The sequence below is a fragment of the Halobacillus trueperi genome, from assembly GCF_003386945.1.
Lineage (GTDB): Bacteria > Bacillota > Bacilli > Bacillales > Halobacillaceae > Halobacillus > Halobacillus aidingensis.
In genome coordinates, this window is sequence record NZ_QUAE01000008.1 from 80,579 (window position 1) to 100,693 (window position 20,115).

Annotated in this window: 18 protein-coding genes, 1 pseudogene and 1 riboswitch; of the genes and pseudogenes, 7 read left to right on the forward strand and 12 right to left on the reverse strand. The window is 39.7% G+C overall.

The annotated features are described in order from the left end of the window. Window positions 1–10: 10 nt before the first annotated feature. Window positions 11–553 carry an RDD family protein gene (locus tag DYE48_RS11640; protein ID WP_115823779.1) on the forward strand — a complete coding sequence of 181 codons (543 nt, stop codon included), beginning with the start codon at window positions 11–13 and terminating at the stop codon, window positions 551–553. Between the two features lie 261 nt (window positions 554–814). On the opposite strand, the gene DYE48_RS11645 is transcribed toward DYE48_RS11640, so the two are convergent. Continuing rightward, window positions 815–1,978, reverse strand: coding sequence for a substrate-binding domain-containing protein (locus tag DYE48_RS11645; RefSeq protein ID WP_115823780.1), 1,164 nt, complete (start codon window positions 1,976–1,978; stop codon window positions 815–817). Window positions 1,979–2,120: 142 nt separating this feature from the next. On the opposite strand from DYE48_RS11645, the gene DYE48_RS11650 reads away from it, so the two are divergent. The 3 genes from DYE48_RS11650 to DYE48_RS11660 are packed head-to-tail and all read left to right on the forward strand — an operon-like array spanning window position 2,121 to window position 5,725. After that, window positions 2,121–3,500, forward strand: a complete 1,380-nt coding sequence (locus DYE48_RS11650) for a spore germination protein (protein ID WP_115823781.1) — start codon at window positions 2,121–2,123, stop codon at window positions 3,498–3,500. Continuing rightward, window positions 3,493–4,587 carry a GerAB/ArcD/ProY family transporter gene (locus tag DYE48_RS11655; protein ID WP_115823782.1) on the forward strand — a complete coding sequence of 365 codons (1,095 nt, stop codon included), beginning with the start codon at window positions 3,493–3,495 and terminating at the stop codon, window positions 4,585–4,587. Before DYE48_RS11650 ends, DYE48_RS11655 begins: the two co-directional genes overlap by 8 nt. Then, window positions 4,577–5,725, forward strand: a complete 1,149-nt coding sequence (locus DYE48_RS11660) for a Ger(x)C family spore germination protein (protein WP_115823783.1) — start codon at window positions 4,577–4,579, stop codon at window positions 5,723–5,725. The genes DYE48_RS11655 and DYE48_RS11660 overlap by 11 nt, the downstream gene beginning before the upstream one ends. 25 nt (window positions 5,726–5,750) lie before the next feature. Here the strand turns inward: DYE48_RS11660 and DYE48_RS11665 are convergent, their stop codons facing one another. Beyond that, window positions 5,751–6,761: a serine hydrolase domain-containing protein gene (locus DYE48_RS11665; protein WP_115823784.1), complete on the reverse strand. Its 1,011-nt coding sequence runs from the start codon at window positions 6,759–6,761 to the stop codon at window positions 5,751–5,753. A gap of 105 nt (window positions 6,762–6,866) precedes the next feature. Here DYE48_RS11665 and DYE48_RS11670 point away from each other — a divergent pair, with 105 nt between their 5' ends. Beyond that, window positions 6,867–7,058, forward strand: a complete 192-nt coding sequence (locus DYE48_RS11670) for a hypothetical protein (RefSeq protein WP_115823785.1) — start codon at window positions 6,867–6,869, stop codon at window positions 7,056–7,058. 52 nt (window positions 7,059–7,110) lie between these two features. On the opposite strand, the pseudogene DYE48_RS11675 reads toward DYE48_RS11670, so the two are convergent. From DYE48_RS11675 to DYE48_RS11685, 3 genes and pseudogenes are all read right to left on the reverse strand, one after another. Next, a pseudogene (locus DYE48_RS11675) lies at window positions 7,111–7,853 on the reverse strand (GNAT family N-acetyltransferase). A gap of 159 nt (window positions 7,854–8,012) precedes the next feature. After that, window positions 8,013–8,480, reverse strand: a complete 468-nt coding sequence (locus DYE48_RS11680; RefSeq protein ID WP_115823786.1) for a GNAT family N-acetyltransferase — start codon at window positions 8,478–8,480, stop codon at window positions 8,013–8,015. Between the two features lie 368 nt (window positions 8,481–8,848). After that, window positions 8,849–9,766: a branched-chain amino acid transaminase gene (locus DYE48_RS11685; protein ID WP_244199418.1), complete on the reverse strand. Its 918-nt coding sequence runs from the start codon at window positions 9,764–9,766 to the stop codon at window positions 8,849–8,851. A gap of 609 nt (window positions 9,767–10,375) precedes the next feature. Continuing rightward, a riboswitch (SAM riboswitch) is annotated at window positions 10,376–10,480 on the forward strand. Between the two features lie 200 nt (window positions 10,481–10,680). Here DYE48_RS11685 and DYE48_RS11690 point away from each other — a divergent pair. Next, complete coding sequence (locus DYE48_RS11690; RefSeq protein ID WP_115823788.1) at window positions 10,681–11,730, forward strand: homocysteine S-methyltransferase family protein; 1,050 nt, start codon at window positions 10,681–10,683, stop codon at window positions 11,728–11,730. A gap of 489 nt (window positions 11,731–12,219) precedes the next feature. Here DYE48_RS11690 and DYE48_RS11695 read toward each other — a convergent pair whose 3' ends face one another. The 3 genes from DYE48_RS11695 to DYE48_RS11705 form a co-directional block, all read right to left on the reverse strand. After that, window positions 12,220–12,549, reverse strand: a complete 330-nt coding sequence (locus DYE48_RS11695) for a DUF4257 domain-containing protein (RefSeq protein ID WP_115823789.1) — start codon at window positions 12,547–12,549, stop codon at window positions 12,220–12,222. Between the two features lie 223 nt (window positions 12,550–12,772). After that, window positions 12,773–13,051: a hypothetical protein gene (locus DYE48_RS11700; protein ID WP_115823790.1), complete on the reverse strand. Its 279-nt coding sequence runs from the start codon at window positions 13,049–13,051 to the stop codon at window positions 12,773–12,775. Window positions 13,052–13,478: 427 nt separating this feature from the next. Further along, entirely contained in the window at window positions 13,479–14,390 is a 912-nt protein-coding gene (locus DYE48_RS11705; RefSeq protein WP_115823791.1) for a DUF4367 domain-containing protein, read from the reverse strand. Between the two features lie 492 nt (window positions 14,391–14,882). On the opposite strand from DYE48_RS11705, the gene DYE48_RS11710 reads away from it, so the two are divergent. Further along, on the forward strand, window positions 14,883–15,080 hold the full coding sequence (locus DYE48_RS11710; protein WP_035543224.1) for a cold-shock protein: 198 nt from the start codon (window positions 14,883–14,885) through the stop codon (window positions 15,078–15,080). Window positions 15,081–15,489: 409 nt separating this feature from the next. Here DYE48_RS11710 and DYE48_RS11715 read toward each other — a convergent pair whose 3' ends face one another. From DYE48_RS11715 to DYE48_RS11730, 4 genes are all read right to left on the reverse strand, one after another. Then, complete coding sequence (locus tag DYE48_RS11715; RefSeq protein WP_115823792.1) at window positions 15,490–15,927, reverse strand: GNAT family N-acetyltransferase; 438 nt, start codon at window positions 15,925–15,927, stop codon at window positions 15,490–15,492. Between the two features lie 159 nt (window positions 15,928–16,086). Next, on the reverse strand, window positions 16,087–16,458 hold the full coding sequence (locus DYE48_RS11720; RefSeq protein ID WP_115823793.1) for a hypothetical protein: 372 nt from the start codon (window positions 16,456–16,458) through the stop codon (window positions 16,087–16,089). 685 nt (window positions 16,459–17,143) lie between these two features. Beyond that, window positions 17,144–17,914: a hypothetical protein gene (locus tag DYE48_RS11725; protein WP_115823794.1), complete on the reverse strand. Its 771-nt coding sequence runs from the start codon at window positions 17,912–17,914 to the stop codon at window positions 17,144–17,146. A 745-nt stretch (window positions 17,915–18,659) separates the two neighbouring features. After that, a complete protein-coding gene (locus tag DYE48_RS11730) occupies window positions 18,660–20,048 on the reverse strand; it encodes a nucleotide-binding domain-containing protein (protein ID WP_115823795.1) in 1,389 nt (462 codons plus the stop codon). Between the last annotated feature and the right edge of the window lie 67 nt (window positions 20,049–20,115).

Here is a 20,115-nt window from a genome sequence, read left to right on the forward strand (position 1 = left end):
AGGGAACGGTATGGATTACACCAATCATAACGAAAACGATGGGCAGCTATCATCGTTGATCCATCATCAGAGAAATGACCTCCAAAAACTGTTGTTTGCAGGATTCGGTTCAAGATTCCTTGCCTACATCATCGACTTGATCGTCATTTGGAGCGTCAATACCATTGTGACCCGCCCATTGTTGCGACTTGTGAACCTGGAAGACGCAGAGCTTTGGGTACCCATGTTCAGTGCAGCAAACATTACGACATCGATCATCTTTTTCGCTTACTTCATTTTGATGACTAAGTTTTTCCGGGCTACGCTAGGAAAAATGATCTTAGGTTTGTCAGTCGTTTCATTCAAAGGAGAAGCCTTGTCAAACGGGCAAATCCTATTTCGTGAATGCATCGGCCGTTACATCAGCATGGCGATCCTCGGAATTCCTTATCTGGTTGTTGCGTTCACAAAACGCCATCAGGGGATCCATGATCTTTTTGCAGATACATCCGTCATCAAGAATAAATTCAGGAAGCTAAACGATACGATTGAAGAACGGCCGCAAACGGTATAAAAAAGGAACGCCTGCTTCCCATTGGAAGCAGGCGTTTTTACCGTCCTTAACGGTATGGGTCTTGTTTGCCCGTACCGTTCTTTTCCCCTTTTTCACGACGAAGTGCATTCAGGTCTTTCTTACTTTTGTTTTTCGCTTTTTCACCCATGTCGGAAGACCTCCCTTCTCCCCTATTTTGTGAAGTTTGATGAAAATCCATGTAATGAAATAACATCCACAAAATGAAATAGCAGAAGAAACTCCCTTGCTAAAAGAGTAGCCTTACTCCGCAGGAAGATTGGTTTCTTTTACAGGGATATATCCCGTTTCCTCAATCAGTCTCTGCCCCTGGCTCGACAGCATCCACTCGATGAACGGTTCGACGTGAGGATTTTTCGAGCCATTCGTAATCGCATAAAAGTTCCCCGTCAGAGGATAGTCCCCGCTTTTGATATGATGGACACTTGGTACGATTCCATTGATATTCAACAGCTTGATGTTATGTCCTTCCACCATCTTCGTAGCGAAGAACCGATAACTGAATCCTATGCTGTTGCGATGGTTCCGATAATCCGACGCTTTTTCAATCACCCCACCCATTCCGTCGACCCTCTGGTCTTTGGGCGGGTCCATGATGGGGGTTTCTCCCATCATATTTTCCAGTCCTGTTTGACTTCCGCTTCCTTCCGGCCTTTGAAAGGCGATGATTTTTTGATCTCTCCCGCCCACTTGTTCCCAATTCGTAAGGTCACCGGAATAAATCCCTCTCAGCTCGTTCAATGTTAAAGAATCAACCGGATTATCTTTATGTACAAAAAATACGAAAGCTTCTTTACCTATGGCTGTTTTCTCCATCTGTTTCAAGGCCTGCTGCTGTTCCTCGGAAGGTCCAGCCGTAAAAATGATATCCGTTTGAAACTTGGATAAACGCTGATATGCTCCGTTCGTTTTCGAGACGATGACAGGACTTTCACTCCGATCATCATGAACATATGTACCTTCTGGATAAACGGCTTCAGCAAACGCTGCATAAACAGGGTATAAAGCTGTCGCCCCATCTAACTCAGGAAGATTTTCTTCCAAATGCAAGTCAGCAGGCTCTTCCAGGCGCGCAAGGTCAGAACCTTCCTTGTGCGGTTGATAATTGGATAAATCGACTTCTGCATTCGCAATTTCGATGCTTCGTATATACCAGTCATAACTTCCATAGAGGGCAGAAGGAACAAGGAATACCACAACCACCAGAATCCATGTCCACTTTTTGGTGATTTTCTTATGAATGTTCAAAATAAAGTAGTTGACCGTCAAACCGATGGCGATGCACATAAAACCGATGTAGATGTATTCATTTCCTGAGTACAGAATTCGAGTTAAACCATAAACAAACCATCCGACCAATCCAAAGACTACAGTAAAAATCCATGCCGCTACCTTTCTTTTCCCCATATAGATTCTCCTTTCCTTCTTTATGGCATATGTTACCACATAGTTAAGTGTAAATATACACTAAATGAACAATATTACGTCAGTGTAAATAAAAAACAACTGTACATACTATGAAAAAACAGTCGGGATTCGAGGTGAGCACATGGAACAAACGTTAGACATCGATCAAATCCTTCGCGAAAAACAGAAAAACCACCATGTGACCATCAAGAAACTGGACCTTGAAAATCATCCCGTCCACGTCATCTACATACCTGCCATCACGGATACGAAGCAAATCCAGGACGCGATCCTGCTTCCACTTCAAGAGTGGAAGCACAAAGAGAGTCCTCTTCCTCATGCTTTTTCCGCAGAACCTTTGCTGCAGCTGGAGAAGAAAAACGACGTCGATCGCTACCTGCTCGATGGCTTTACCCTTCTTTTAGAACAAACGACGGTCTATGCCGTTGATACAGCCCGGTTCGCCTATCGTTCCATACAAGAACCTGTATCAGAAATGACACTGCGGGGATCGCGTGATGGTTTCATCGAGTCATTGGAACAAAATGTAGCCCTTTTACGTGTTCACCTGAGGACGACAGATTTGAAATTGGAAGAATTCACTGTCGGCACACGGTCCTTCACGAATATTTCCATCGCTTACGTAGATCGTTCTGTGAATGAGGAATTGTTGAAGGATGTCCGGGCAAGGATCAATGCCGTACAGGAAGATTACATTCCTGATGGCGGAGTGATGGAACAATTGCTGGAAAAGAACAACTACTCCCTTTTTCCAGAGATTCAGGAAACAGAGCGGCCGACGAAAGTATCCAGCGCCCTTGTCGAAGGAAAAGTAGCCATTTTCGTAGAAGGGTCTCCTTCTGTACTGCTTGCGCCTACGACACTGAACAGTTTGTTCCAACAGGCCGACGACTACAATTTCAAATGGATTCCAGCCTCCCTTATTCGATTATTGCGGTTCATGGCTGCTTTATTATCGGTCATGCTTCCATCCGTCTATATCTCTTTGATTTCTTATCACCATGGATTGATCCCCACAGATTTGGCGATATCGATTGCGAAAACCCGTGAAGGTGTACCCATTCCATCATTCATGGAAGCTTTAATTATGCAATTGACGATTGAGACTTTAAGGGAAGCCGGTATCCGCTTACCGAAACCGATCGGCCCTGCCGTAAGTATCGTAGGTGCGATCGTCCTGGGCGAAGCGGCTGTAACCGCCGGCATCGTCAGTCCTTTGATGGTCATAGTCGTTTCATTCGCTGCCATCTGTTCATTTACGATTGCCGATTATGCGTTAAGTCTGGCGCTCAGAACCATCAGCTTTGTCATGCTTTTTGCCGCAGCGTTTCTAGGTATTTATGGATTGATTCTAGCTGTCTTCGTTGTCAGCATCCACCTGATCCATCTGCAAAGCTTCACTATCCCATATATGGAACCTTTTACACCTTTCTACGTGAAACGATGGAAGGATTCCTTGATCCGGTTCAAGTTAAAAAAAGGAGGCGGACGCGTTGAGTGATTTAAAACAATTGACGACCCTCCAGCTTGTCGTCGTATTCATATCGTCGATGATCGGCATCGGTATCATCCTCATGCCTCGCGATCTAGCCAAGGCGGTTGCTTCCCAAGACTTGTGGCTGAGTATCCTTTTCGGTGCGATCGCTGTTTCTGTGGTTACCTGTATCTATGTAGCACTAGCCGTCCGCTATCCTGGCCTCACTTTTTTTGAAATGACTTCGATCATCATGGGGAAATTCATAGGCTACATTTTCAACATTCTGTTCACGATCTACAGTCTCGTCATCGCCGCCTATATTTTGAGGGTGATCGGTGGCATTATAAAAAACTATCTGCTCGATTCGACGCCATTGTATGTAGTCGTCGGCTCTTTTCTCCTCGTCAGCATGTATTTAATTTATAACGGGGCGGGGGATATCGTACGTTTTTTCCAACTGTATTTTCCGATTATGCTGTTTATGTTCATCGTCCTTTGCTTATTAAGCATCAAAAATTTCGACGTCAATAATGTCCGCCCCGTCCTGCAAAACAATCTGCTGGTTACGATGAGTGGAGCGAAGATCACGTTCTTCTCCTTTCTCGGCATGGAGCTGTTATTGATCTTCGCTAAATTGATAAAAAAGAAGAAAGCGAAAAAACTGTTGTTCACCATGTGGACGAGTATTGGCTTGACCGCACTCATCTATGTTGCCTTTCACGTGATTTCCATCGGGGTCCTTGGTGTAGAAGAGTTGAAGGAGATCACGTTCCCGACCATTGAAATGGCAAAAAGCATCGAATTTCAAGGTTTCTTTTTCGAGCGTTTTGAACTGGTTTTTCTTTTCGGCTGGTTGACGACAGCGTTCACATCATTCACGGCCTATATGTATACATTGACGCTGGGTTTGAAAAATATGTTCACGCCAAGCCGCTGGTTTTTACCCATCGCTGGCGGCCTGATTTTTGTTTTAACTTTGGTACCTAAAGGGCTTACAGAGGTCTTCCACTACTCGACCCACATTCAAGTGATTTCCGTCATAGCTATTGTCGTTCTGCCCGCACTATTATTACTTGTATCCTTGATCAGGAGGGATACATATGTGGTATAAAATCATCCTTCCCGGTTTGATCATGCTCTTATTGTTAACCGGATGCTGGGACATCAAAGAAATCGAGGACGTTGGAATCATTACAGGCGTGGGGTTGGACGTCAATGAAGAAAACGATGAATTGACCATGATCAACCAGTATGTCGTGCCTGGGAAGATCCCGACACAGCAGGACAGCTCCCAACAAAGTACACCATTTCAAAACATAGCTCTATCGGGAAAGAGTTTTTTTGAAATTATTCGAAATAATTCTTTAGAAAGCAATAGACCACCTAACTATACACACTTGAAATCAATTGTGACATCGACCACCATGTTAGAAAAAGAACGTGCAGACGAAGTCATAGACCTGTTCATCCGCGATCATGAATTCAGGAGGACAACTCCCGTTTTCCTGACAAGAGAGCCTGTTCTTGACGTCCTTAATACGGAGTCAGAAAAGGAAATTTTCCCAGCTATACAAATCAAGTCTCTCAGTGAAAATTATCAAATCAATAATACCAATCCCAACAACCTGACAATTGGCGACATGTCTCAATCTATTTCTGAAAAGAAAAGTTTTCTCATACCCGGAATTACATTGGAAGAAGGAAGAATCAAATTATCAGGGGCCGGGATTATCGAAGCAGAAAGCTCTAATTACGTGGGATGGATAGATACTAAAGATATAGAAGGCGTTCGATATATCTATAATAAAGTACAAGGTGGTTTTATTTACTTGGATGAAAAAGTGATCGATGATGGACCAGTCGTTCTTGAGATTAAAGATTCCAAGACAAAGTATAAAACAAAAGTTAACAAAGATCAGCTGGAGATGACGGTCCAAGTCCATATATCCAGTGTGCTAGCAGAAGATTGGGGCATTGGGAGAAAGGTTTTTCAAAAAGGATGGAAAAAAGAACTCGAGGAAGCTGCGAACCAAGTGAATGAAGAGAAAATGGAACGCGTGTTAAATCTAGCTCAGCAGGAATATCAAATTGATTTTCTCAACCTATCCAAATGGGTGCAAATCCACGAACCGGCGTATTGGAAAAAGCACGAAAAAGAATGGAGCGAGATTTTCACTGATATGAAAATAAAAGTGGAAGTGAAGACCAAAATCACAGACTTCGGCACCCAGAACTTCAATACAGAATAAAGTGGAGGGCTCCCCTCCACTTTATTTATTTCAAAAATAGTTCTTCGACCCCTTTGATGATCTTGAAAGCCCCCGAACTATGATTGGAACAGACCGTTACCATCCATTGATCCTCTGGATAAACGCATGAATGGAAACTGACACCAGGATCATAGCCCATCACATGATAAACTGTCTTTTTGTTAACATCATCCAACCAAAGTCCATATCCATATGAAAGGCCGTCTTTGACTTTTACGTGTTTGGTTAACAACCGTTCAACTTGATCTTCACCCAAAAGTTTTCCATTCAACAAAGCTCTCCAAAACCCAATCATGTCAGGACCTGTAACGAACGATCCTCCATCTGATCCTCCGACAACAGGAACAGTATACACATTCGTCTTCAGAGAACCATCCTCTTCTATGTATCCAAGAGCGGTGTTGCCAGGCAACTGATCCAAACGATAATAACCAGCATCCTGCATACCTGCAGCCTTAAAGATGTTTTCTGTTACATGTGTTGTAAAAGGCTTGTTTACGACTGCTTCAACGACTAACCCTAAAACGATGAACCCTGCATTATTGTAGTGGAATTTCTCTCCCGGCTCGAACATCTTCTCTTTATCACTGAACATGGGCACAAAATCCTCGAGCTTCTCCATCTTGTACATCGGTTTCTCTTCCCACAGTTCTGCAAAGTCATCCATGACGGATTCATCAAAGTAATCCGGAATTCCTGAAGTGTGCGTCAACAAATGGTGGATGGTTACACGTTCATCAATACAAGGAGGGCACGGCTCCAATAGCTGATGGAGAGGAGTATCGTAAGCAAACTTCTTTTGTTCAACGAGTTGAGCGATGGCGACAGCTGTGAACAACTTGCTTCCAGAAGCTACTCCGAATTTTGTATTCTTTTGATTAGGCAGCTTTTCGACAAGGTTTCTGTAACCAAATCCTTTAGAGTAGACGAGTTCCTTTCCTTGTTTAACAACAACGGACCCTGAAAAACCTTCTTTTTCTACTAATTCCCGAATCTTGGCATCCAATCTTTCCATCTCCTTCTCTATTAGTTCTGGTTAATATACGATCGAGCTGTCTTCTCCTTTTTGTTTTACTTAGCAGGTGTAAGGAAACTAGTATTGTAAAAAGGAGTCATTCTTATGGAAGTACTAGCTGTTGTTTTAATCACTATCGGGGTCATTGCTGTCCGAGTAATCAGCTTTTTTTACCCTGATTGGAAAGCGATAAAAGGGGAACATTTGTCAGAACGTAAACGTTTAGGCTTCAGCGTGTTAGGAATTGCCATCTTACTTCTCATGTATCTACTCAGTCAATTCCTCATCAGAATATAGGCCAGTTGCTTTTATTAAGCAATCGTACCTGTCAATCGAAGAACTCACCCAATTATTCAATCGGAAAAATATACACGAAATAATTTAAATACTTGTCTAAGCCTATATTTTCAGCAATGACATTCGAAGGCTTATTTGTCTCCTCACAATCCCAGTATGGAATCACCCCTTTACTTACACAATCGTTTACAACACAGTGGGCTGTCTTCCGGCCTAATTTATTCCCCTGATGCTCCTCTAGTGTTTCGATATCTATTCCGTGGACATTTCCAGCTACAAATCCTGAAAAACATAAGCTCACAATCTTATTTTGGTAGACAATACCGTAATCCATTCCCTTTTGAAAAAAATGCTTGGGAGAAGACCAGAATTCTAATATTTTCGAGAGTAAAAATTCTATGTGTTCAAGAGAATTGTCCTTATTGTCATAAAGTTCTGATTTGATTTCTGCATATGACGATGGGAGAAGACTCTCTCTATCGTCTTCTCCCATCTTGAATGATTACCAATGGCTATGAAATTATTTAATCTCAGCTTTTTTGCTTCAGGAACAACCACCGTATCAATAAAATCATTGATATGGTGATTAAAGGCCTCATTTTCTTCATCTCAAATAAAGAAAAACCCATCATGATTCCCCAGCCAGATCAGTCCTGTTTTAGGAAAATCGGGATCATCTACAAAAATTCGACCTGGGTTGTTCCCTTCAATGACCGCTTTAACTTCAAGATGACCCTCTTCATTTATTAACTTTTCGCATTTATCGAATTCAGTTTTATTGAGCTCACCAATCATTCTTAACCCTCCGATCGGAAAAATATTATGACTTAATTTCATACCAGCCTTTTTACAACATTTCTGCTTGGCTATCACGACTAGTGTTAACCACATTGCAGCTATTGCCCTCCATTCTGAAAGTTATCTAATTTAGATGACCTTACCGCTTAATTCATTTTAAGTATGAAATTTCTGGACATATAAGTTGTCCTTATAATGCTCTATAAAGTTTCCGCCACTTACTTCGGTAATCAATCCTCTCCAAAAAGCATGTGCAGGTTCATTATTTTCTATCTGGGTAATCTCCCATTCACCAGGAAACATTGTAAACAGTTTCCTCGCAACATCTTTGCCATAACCATTCCCCATATATTTAGCTGAAATAAAGTACTCCTGAATTGTATTAGGACTTGAAAATGTAGCACTTTCTACAAGAGCAAATCCAATTAATTCATCCCTTAGCTTAATAAAATAAGCGTGGAAATTATCATTTGTCCAATACTTTTCTAAATCAAAAGGCTTGTAAGATCCATTGTCTTCTAACTTAATATCTGGTATGTATTTGCTAAATTCGTAAATATAAAATTGCATGATATTATGTAATTTAGTCGCTTCTTCTTCTCGAACTTTTTGTAAAGAAACCATAAGCTTACCCCCCTGGATAAATTCACATACTGTACTCCTTCAATTTTTTGGTGCCTTTTTGGTGCCTGACCCCCACTTCGCTAAAGTGGTAACGTAGTGGGCGGAAGGCACCAAAACCTCCCCTCAAAATATGATAGCTCAGGGATTCTAGTTATCTATTCGGTTGTTAATGGGAAAAGTTTCAAATACATAAAAACACGACAAAACGAGCCTTTCTTTTGTGTATAGAAGACTTGCCTTCAAGGTATTAGTTAGTATGTTCGTGGATATCCAATCACTCTTTTTCCCGGACTTTTCTGCATTGAAGGAGTGTATGCTGTTTCCTGTTTATTTATGGATGTAACAACTTAGCCTTATGAATAAAAAAACTATTTAAACTTCTCTTCCTTCGCATACAAAGGAGTGCAATAGTCCATATAGGAAGGCAGCTGTCCTCGCACAATTAAATTGTAGATTTCTTGAACTTTTGACGTCATGGGACCAACCTGACCTCTCCCAATCACTCTTCGATCAATCTCGACTACAGGCTTAATTCCAATAGCTGTTCCTGTTAAAAACACTTCGTCCGCTTCATATAATTCTACCCTTGTAAAACTTTGCTCACGTACTTGTATGTTCATCTCGTCCATTAAGATTTGTGCTGTTGTATCTCTGGTAATCCCCGGAAGAATGTCATCCGATACAGGAGGAGTGTACACATCCCCGCCACGGATAATGAATATATTTGCTGTAGCTTCCTCACTGACATTCCCTTCTTTCGTTAGAAGGATAGCCCCATCATAGCCATTGGTAGTCGCCTCATCATTCGCCAATGCCGAATTCATGTAGCCTGCTGTGGGTTTGGTTTGGGGAGGAATCATATTACTACCTATTCTAGTCCATGAAGAAATACATACCTTTAAATATGGCTTCGGTTCATATTCTGTATAGTGTGTATAGATAGCCAAATGATTGAAAGGATCATTTAAATCAGGTCGCAACGTATTGGCTCCCTTGAAACAAATGGGTCGAATGTAAACATCTTGAGTGACTTGGTTTAAGAGCAGCAATTGTTTTGTTATGGAAGACAATTGTTCTACAGAATAAGGGATGTTAATGAACAAACTCTTTCCGGATCCGTGCAACCTTTTCATGTGATCTTCTAATCGGAAAATAAATAATTCCTCTTTCTCATCGTTCCAAAAAGCTCTTATCCCATCTATGCAGCCCAATCCATAATTAAGACCTTTATTCTTCACACTGACACTCAACATGCGTTCATCTACGAATCGATCTTTATCAAACATAAAGACCACAGCATTCACACCTTTTCACAGAACTTATAATCGAATGATGGTCATGGATAGCCATCAAACACATAATCTCGTATGGAAGAAAAGGATACCATCGTTACAATTTATTTTTGATCTCTTTCATAAAAGCTTCACCCTGTGTACCTATTGATTGACTCTATAACATATGTCTGTTTTAAACGAATTAATACAATCACTAAAAATCATAAATCCTTGCCCGCCTCTTCTGTCCTCCTTGTAAAAGAAAGCTATATACTTGAAAGCAAATATTTCTATGGATGAATTACCGAACCATCTGATTGACGAATCACTAACCTTTGTAAATCACTCGTTTTTGATGCCTGACCCCCACCTAGCTAAAGTGGTAACGTACTGGGGGTCAGGCACCAAAATAAGGCACCAAAATAAAATGAATCAGAATAAAGTCCAAAACTTTTTCTGAAAATTCCATTGATTCTTCACTCATTTTCCTGTATTGTAAATCGCAAGCGAAATAATAAACGCCTAATTTTCAACATGAATGTTCAGTTTGATCCCTAATCCAGGCATACGTCTTACGTAAAGGGCTCAACTGCTGCTTTTCCAAAAACTACATAATAATAAAACTTATCCAGAGAGGTGTAGGGACTGGCCCTTTGATACCTCAGCAACCAGCCATCGGCACGGTGCTAAATCCAGAAGGTAGTAGTGATACCTTGAAGATAAGGAGACTCTTTATACATAAAGGACCCCCTTATCCAAGGAGGTCCTTTATTTTTTTTTGAAGTAGAAGAATGACCGTGGGGCTCAAAAGGATTGAAACAATTCCAGCCCATACCCATCCAGAAAGTCAGCGTGTCTCTGTAAAAAGGGCATTAGCTTTCTTATAAATGAATGACTCTTAAAAAAAGGAAAGGTTGTGGAATGAAATGAAACGATCATTAGAACAAAGATTACAGGATGGACCCGTTATTTGTGGAGAAGGATACTTATTTGAATTGGAGCGCCGCGGCTATTTACAGGCGGGTTCTTTTGTACCTGAAGTAGCTCTCGATAACCCCCAGGCACTAAAACAGACGTATCGTGACTATATGCTCGCAGGCTCCGACGTCGTCTTAGCCTTTACCTATAACGGCCACCGCGAGAAAATGAGAATCATAGGCAAAGAGGATTTATTAGAGCCTCTTAACCGTCAGGCCATACGTCTAGCCAAAGAGGTTGCCGAGGAGCACCCTGAGGAAGAAGCACTCGTAGCCGGGAACATTTCCAACACGAACCTGTTCAACCCGGATGATCCTGAAGCTGTTGAAAAAACAAGAAGCATGTTTGCGGAGATGATCGGATGGTGTAAGGAAGAAGGCGTAGATTTTGTGAACGGAGAAACCTTCTATTACTATGAAGAAGCGCTGATCGCTCTCGAAGAAATTCAAAAACAAGATCTCCCTGCCGTGATCACATTCGGTTTAATGGGTGAAAATATTCTGCGAGATGGCTACGAAGTAGAAGAAGCCTGCCGCTTATTAAAAGAAAAAGGCGCCCTTGTAGTCGGGATGAACTGCTTCCGCGGACCAGCAACGATGCAGCCGTATGTAGAGAAGATCCGTCATACGGTGGACGGTTATGTAGGTGCTCTTCCCATTCCATACCGCACGACGGAAGAACACCCTACCTTCTTCAACCTGCCGGACGGTGGCTGTGCTTGTACACTACCAACGGAAACAACGTTCCCAACGTCCCTGGATCCGCTCTATACGAACAGGTATGAGCTTGCGGAATGGGCTAAAGAAGCGCACAGCATTGGTGTAAACTACCTGGGACTCTGCTGTGGAGCTTCTCCGGCTATGCTTCGTGAAGTGGCAGAAACCGTCGGCCGTACAGCTGTAAACTCCACGTATTCCCCGGATATGAAGAAACACTTCCTGTTCGGCAGTGACGACACACTGCAGGATCACATTACAAATTACAAGACGAAAGCATAACTCAAACGCCTGTCCCAAAATAGGGACAGGCGTTTTTCATAGATTCATTCTTTTTTGAGCGTGACAGGTATTGGTATCTTTTATTGTAATAATCGAAATTAAGACAAACCAATGATCCCTCTTATACTTTGGATTTAGAGTCATATACAGGGTAGTCACTATACATATGTAATAAAGAGGATTGCTCTTTTATGCAATAGGTAAGTGCTGAAGTTACCGCCGGGCTTTTCGCCTGCTGGAGCCAGTGGAATACTTCTTATTACTCCTACACTATGAACCTAAACTAATCTATGCTCTAGTATTTGGTAAATATCTACATACAATTCAATCAAAATAATGATACGAGGAATTGAGGCAGATTATACAAATTGTTTCAAAATACCGCTTGAAGAGGAAAAGAAGATCATTTTGGAGTATGAGTAGATGAAGAAGAGGATTCGAGAGGAAATCAAATTTTAAAGAAAAAATAAGGATTGGAATAGTATAAATCTATTTAAATCTCTGATTGATACGATCCAATCCTTCTACTTTCGATTTTTCTACATTCAATTCCCTTTTTAATAAAACATTTTCTGCTGTCATCCCTGCTAATATAGAAACTCCAATAAGCGTTCTTAATGCGTCTGGCTCAGAGATTATATAGGTAACGGCGAAAACTGAAGCTGCCGCCCCAATAAGGAAGTCAGCCAGAAATCCTAAATAAATCCCCCTGGGACGTGCTCTTTTTTTAGGGAAGATCAACACTTTTCCATTTCTCATTAAATGAGAGACAATGCCTGTCATCCCTCCAATACACCCAGCAATAATTAGCGTATTCATAAGAAATTTTCCCCCTAGACTAAAAAAGCGGCGGTTGGTAGAAACTTAGAAACATACGCTACTATGCACTAAATCCTCAACCAAGCTCGCCGCTCCGTTTAAGTCTGTTATTTTTTTAAATACAAATGTCCCACTATAATGAACACCTTAGCTACAGTTTACACTATTATTATCAGAAAATAAATACTATTTTTCAAAAAAATGTCTGGAATAACAACTTATGTCAGCTTAGACGATGGATTTTATTTAACCATTCATGGATCTGATCTTCATAATACCTAACTTCCTTTTTCGATGTAGAATCAACTAAATCCTTTCTCAATTGTTGATATTCTTCCAATTGGGGCTTGGTTATGGGAAGCTCATTGGTTGATTGAAGATTGTCTAAGTACATTTGGATTTCTCCAAAATAATAGCGGCTTTCCTCTATCGATTCAGCATTTTTAAAGGAATTCATAAGATCGTCATAGGTTTCTTTTTCTTTTTCGTTCATCATAATCAATCGTCGGCACCTCCTCTGGATTTTACTGAACGGGCGCATAACACTGAAAAGAAAATACCACGAAAAAGCAAGATTCCCTTCTAAAACTAAATGTATTTTGTCATGAACACCGATTTATACTTCATACCCATTATACAAGATTTTCTAACGGATATTGTTAGTCCCTTACAAATTTTCTCACATTTTAAATAAGAAGCTATGTATTCATAAGAATAAAAAAGTACACTTCCCTAACAGAGAAAGTTCACCAGATATAGAATGTAACTTTTGAATGTGTCCCCAGCCTTATCCGTATTTCGTATGTAATGCCGATTCATCATATAAATGACAAGCAATTCAGTGTACAAGGAAAAAACCACTCCCTTGAATGAAAGGAGTGGATTTAATACATGAGAACAACATTTCTTAAACAGTGTAGCAGCATTCCTTATTCAAAAGACTCTGCCACTGTGATCAGATCATCTTTTGATAAGCCGTCTACCTTCCCTTTCCATTCATACATGATCGATCCATCTTTCCACATCAACCGTTGAGTCTCCCCTTCGTTCCCAGCATATTGCCCTGTTTGGTCACCGATCGATACCTCTTCTGTCTCTATGTCCTGAGAGGAGATTTCGCCATCCTTAACAGTCATCAATTCCATCGTTTCATTCGTTTCAGCATGAAAGATGAAGGTTAGTACGGTATCCTTTTGCTCCATAACTCCAGCTTCTATTTCTACACCGTCCACTTCAAAAGGCATGATTGTCGGATACTTAGGCTGATAGGCTTCATCCTCAGTCCGACTCACTAACTTGGAACGGTCGTATTCGAATAGTCCATCCTCTGTTTCAACGGCCGTATCGAAAGCGTGCAATAGTGTTTGAATGTCATTGTAGTGGATTCGAGTAATTTTCCCCTCTTCGTTCGTATTCACTCTTCCACTGACATCCGCTGTTTCACCATTGCTTATAAGGATTTGCATCTCAAAATCATAAGCGGTTTCTGTTTCCTCGCTCTGCTCAACGCTCATATTGCCAATTTCCATCTGAACATCGTTTCCATACGCCTTTTGGTGAAAGCTGCTAAGCAGATTGGTGTCCACCGCCTGAGTCATAAACTCTTCTGTGAAATAAGACTCGAATTGGGCCATGTAGTAGTTAGAAATTCCTTCATAATTATCCTCTTCATACAAACGTTCTAATTCTTTTTCAGGTCCTGAGAATATTTGCTCCAGTACCTTTGTGAGATCACCCTCCGTCGTATTTTCCTCTTCCGTATTTTCACCCGAAGACTGGGTAGATGCGCAGCCGGCTGTAATAAAGAGCGTAATCGCAATAAATAGAAATTTTTTCATCATAAAGATAACCTCCGTTCTGCCTTCTTTACTACAAGTACGATTACGAACGAAGTAAGTTTCAAAAAATGGTAATAAAATAGAAATTACCTGTGAAAAAACTCCTTTTTCGCTATACGTTCTCAAAACTGGGCTTCCATTTCATAAAAATCCATAAATCGAATAAATCCCATATCCCCACTTCGGTTACGAAGATAGCTCCTTGATCACCAAAACTGTAGACTCAAGATATTCCACTTAAAATATTTGTACAGAAAAGTTTTTGTATAAAGACTTATGAAGTTAATTTTGGTGCATGACCCCCACCTGGCTTGGTTACTAAGCCCCCCCCTGGTTGACGGGAAGATCCTTTGTTGGTATACTTAAAATTAATTATTCTTGTTCGTTTACGATTGAAAGCAAAAGTAACTAGTAAGTCACTTTCGTCTGGAATGAATATGCAGAGCAATAATAGTAATACATTGTGGATCAGTTCCACGCAGGAGGTAACAATTTATGTTACAAGGTAATGTTAAATGGTTTAACGAAAGTAAAGGTTTTGGTTTTATTGAAGTAGAAGGGCAAGATGATGTATTCGTTCATTTCTCTGCTATTCAAGGCGAAGGTTTCAAAACATTAGAAGAAAACGAGACAGTTTCCTTTGAAATTGTTGAAGGTAACCGTGGACCACAAGCTGCTAACGTTCAAAAATAATCGTTACTAGTTAAAAAAGAGACTTCCGAATTCGGAAGTCTCTTTTTTTATAGATGGGCTTTGGTTAGGTAAGATTTAGAATTCAATTCAGAACTGGGAATATTATTTCTTTTAGTAAAACTTATATTCCCACCGAGAAGAACAGCTTCAATACCGAATCATCATAAATGCACAAAACTCCCAAGACGCGTTATTCTATAAACGCGCTTCTGCATCTTTGTAAAAATGCTTCTATCGAGGCGTCACGTTGAATTCTTTGGTGCAAAGCCTCTCGAAACAGCTAAGGACTTCACGTTTTTTAGAGGTTTTTTGAAGACACTTGTCTTAATAAGAGTCTTACTCCAGTTTTGCCCCCATTAGCGAAAGGCTTGAATTCATGATAAAAATTAGGTATCTGGCTCTCACCCTTCTAATTCAATTCTTTATACATAATCACATGAGGACCAATTGGAGGATAATCAAAAACGTCACCAAAAGGCTTAAAACCCAGCTTTTCATAATATTTCTGGACAGAAGTTCTTCCTTTACACCAAAGGAGGTCAGCTTTAAGGTTTTTCAAATTCTTCTCAGCGAAATTTACTACTTCTCTTCCCGCCCCCATACCTCTAAACTCTTCCACAGTAGCCATAGCCCTTAATCTGTATTGATTAGAGCTTTGAAATTCAGGATGTGATTCAAGATAAAAAGAAGCCACACTTATCAAGCCCTTATCATTAAACGCCCCGATATGAAAAGCATCATCGTCATGATCTGTATTATATTGACATGCTTCGAACGGTTGATGAGGTCTAAGTATTTTGTGTCTAAGATTATAAATTTGTTCTGCTTTCACTCTTTGTACTTTCAACTTGATTACCTCCTATTAACAGTTGAGTTTTGTATTCTTATATTGGTAAAGAGAATTTTATCCTTGCTACAGAAAAGCCCCCGTTTATGTAAGACTCAGATTCGAGATATCTCTTACTCCTCTATTACTATCGCACCCGTTAACACAACAAGGTAAGATTTAATCTTCATTATTCTCTTCTTTATAGTAGTCACCTTCCGTAAATTTATCATAATTTCCATCATGTTCTCTTTTTACTATAACAACTCTACCATCTTCGTTTGAGGTGTATATTTCTTCACCAACTTCTAAAATATTGGATGAAAAATTATCTTTTGGCACTACTTCTTTATCTACTTTTTTATTAACTTCTCCAATTTTATCTGCGACTGTAAAATTATTATTTTCAATATCACCTTGCCAAGTGTACTGTTTTTCATCAATTATTAAATATCCACTATAAGAACTTTCCGAACTTCCACTATTACAACCAGACAACACAACTAAAACAAAAGTAGGTATTAGTATAGATAGAATAACTTTTCTAAGCATAACAACGCCCCCTTTACTGAATGAGACGATGGAATTTATAATAAGTTTCAAATTAATAGTCCTTGTTGTACTATTCTGCTCCCTCATCATGCTCTGTTCATTACTTACAAAGCGAAGATCGTAGAAGGTGCTATACAAATATTACATAAAGATGAGATAGATGAAATTAAGTGGATAGATATAAATACCGCAAATAAACTAATGCCTTACCATGCTGGCGGGGTAGAAAGTTTGCTTAAATCATATGCTCCGTATACATTCCAAGGTTAAGAGTTCGTTTGATAGTTCGGATATAATATCTTGAAGTCAAGTCTTAAAGAAACAGGGTATTTCTTATATAAGTGAGACATTTAGATGATTGAATTTGAAAGGTGAGTACATAGAAAAGTGAAATTTGAGACCCAAAGGTTAAAGTTTCGTAAGTACAATGATGAGGATTTCGATTACTTATTCTCTTTATTATCAGATCCCAAAATGGTTAGGTATATAGGTGATGGAAATACAAAAGACACCAACAGCACCAATAACTTTTTAAAGAGGATTTATAGCACATATGATGTTGACAACTGGGAGCTGTCTCGATAAGAACGGTACAGGTATTGGTCGGATACCATACTGCTCTTTTGTGCAATTAAGATCAAGTGATGAAATAACTATTAGGTATCACATCGTCGTTCATGTACTGCTATGGTTTTAACATATCCTTTGTAGCGTTCCATTTTTCTTGCAACTCTCTTATTATTGAGGACCATGGCTGCTCTATCGGAACAGGTTGGTCGATTGGTATTTGGTGGTTAATGGACACCTGCGTCCTTCCGATAGTAATCAAAAGACTGCTAAAGTCTATCTTACCTTCTTGAAAATCAAAATAAGGCTTCACTAAACGTGTGTGGATGACCCTAATTGAATCATCAATAGAACGTATCTTATCATAATCCTCTCTTATTAATTCAATAATATATAAGTTGTTGAAATAATAATCATATTCATCCACCCATTTAATCACATCGTCCACCAATGATCCATAATGGAAGAGAAAATAATCTTTATTAAGTTTGTCAACTTGACCAATTGATTTTTCTAAGTGACTAATCGTGACGAGTTGTTTATATAGAGTGGGGACTCCCCTTTCAATGGAACCCAGGGTTTTGTTAAATCCATTCAGCATCTGAATACGTATTAAGGTTTGTTTATGTTTCTGCTCCTCCACTGCGCGTATTTGTTCTTCAAACATACTAGCTTGAATATCGGCGCTTTGCTTTGTAGCCTTCCAAACAAAATAAGTAAAGACCCCAGTCACAGTACCCGCCACCAAAGTTTCAAATAGTGATTGAACTGTAATGACTTCTCTAGTGAGAATTGAAAACAACCCAGATAAGATTAATAAAAAAAACAAAATAGCAGAAAAAAGAGCAGTCAACGAGACAATATCCTTAGAAATCTTACGGGCTTTCATTTACATATTCCTTTCGACAATACGTGATATTTATGTTTTTTTGTTGGTTTGACATCGCTAAATAACACTGTCCTTTTCTCAAAAGTTCGAGACACCTAGAATCGCTCTACTACTACTAAAGTGCTCGTTTGTTTGATTAGTTAATTCCCTTTATTATCCTATAACTCTTCGAATGAAATTAAAAGGAATAAAGAGAATTGGTAGATTCTAAGCAGATAAGGGCGCATAAAACCGGAACGGGAATCCGCTCCGGTTTTTTTTTTTGAAATAACTATTAGGTATCACATCGTCGTTCATCTTGATTATCTGTTGTCACATCGAGAACTTTGTTAAAGAGACTCAGTGTTTCGTGGTTGAATAGAGGACCTATCTCATCTTTGGAGTTGTTATCAGGGGATGCGCTATTCAGTCCCACAGCTCTATGAAAAATTCAACCTCTATCATCTACCGCTTTAGCAATCCAAGCCCCACCGTCATGAGCAGCTTCCCTCCACAGGAATAAGGGTAAACATCTACGTCCACCTCTCGGGGTTCACCAATCAACATAGATGTTGTTTTTGAGGAGATAGCCCCTTCGGAGCGACAACCTAAATAACTAGAAGTTTCTTTGCAAGTCATCCGCGATGGACGCGGCCTTTGCGTGATACCGGTGCGTCTTATTAATTAGGAAAAGCCCCCTTTACTTGAAGACTTGATATCATGATAGCTCATTAAATTTTCTTATTTTCAACCTCGAATTCTTTCATTAAACTTTAATTGGCACAGATATTCGCTTTCTTGCCTCAACTAACCCGCTTTTTACAATATAACATTCTACATAATGGTTACCTTTAAAAGATGTTGGTTCAGAGTGCGTTTTCCCACCCTCGAAGATTTGTCCCCTAATGCTATCTTGTTCTTTCGCAACTTCTCCTTCGTTTTTCACCTTCCAAAAGACTTTATAGGGATCAGGAACATCTGTGTCAGAAATGTAGAATTCTAAAGAGTAGCCTGGTAATAAAAGTTCTCTTCTTCTCAAAATCATACTAAGCACCCCTATCCTCTTCCCTCTATGGGTCACTGCACAGTCAATTTCCAAGCGATATTTTTTTAGGGAACTCCCGAAATAATGAGTGATGAATTCCTCTGTTTCTCGATAGTTTAGACTCTCTTGTGATGAAGTGTAAGACGCATGGGCTTTTTTCAATGCACCAGCTTCACTTAAGGATTCTTTTTGCTCTGTCCAGTATGAATGGTTAAAAAAACCCTCCCATGCTTCTATGGCTTTTACATGTGTGCAATCCGGTTCAAATAGGATGTCTAGTTTTGATAATTGATCAGAAAGGCGATTATACAAATTCGTCATCTTATCGTTATCGCTGCTAACGAGGTTTAAGCTCTTTGAAGAATCTGTAGGGTTTTTGACCTCTTTGTTCCATAGTAATCGATTCTTAATTTCTTTAAGGGAATAATAGAACCGCTCATCTATTCTTTCATATTCCTGGATTTTTTCTTCTGCCAAGACACTTAAAATTAAACCTCCAGGCATTTTCTTCCAATTTCCCGGTCTTGATTTACTAAACATCTTAAGCAAGCGTATGATTTCACGCAACCTATAATTGTGGTTTTTGTTTTGCTGATTGAACCACTTTGTAATGGACCGTGGGTCTCTCTCTCTCCACTCTAGTCCACCACCATGCTCATAAGTATATTCATCCTCTCCCTCTTTTTTAGAGCGTCGGTAAATTGCAAAATCAATATGGTATCCATCGGCATATTCAATACGAACACAATTGGCCTTTGCTTCTGGCTGAACATTAAATTGTGTTGTTTTCTTTTTTAATGCCTCCACAAGAAAGTTCTTTGTAGCGATAGGTCCTGATGGTATTGCGTCCTTTTCAAAGATAATTGCTACATCAATATCATAATCATTGCTTTCGTTTTGAGTTACAGTGAACATAGCGACGCTTCCTTGTACGACAGGTTCTTCTGCCAACTTGTAATCTCTTCCTTTTTCTTCGTTATATTCAATCAGCCCGTCTTTCAACCTTCGCACATTCAAATTTTTCTTTTCAACTAAGTTGGACCGTTCATCATTAGATAAAACTACATGGTTTCTGTAGAAGGTGTTAAATTTAGAGCTTAAATCGTACATAATTTTCTCTCCTTTCAGGTTATTTAAATTTGTATAACTAATTACTTGTTCTATTTGCATTATTTTT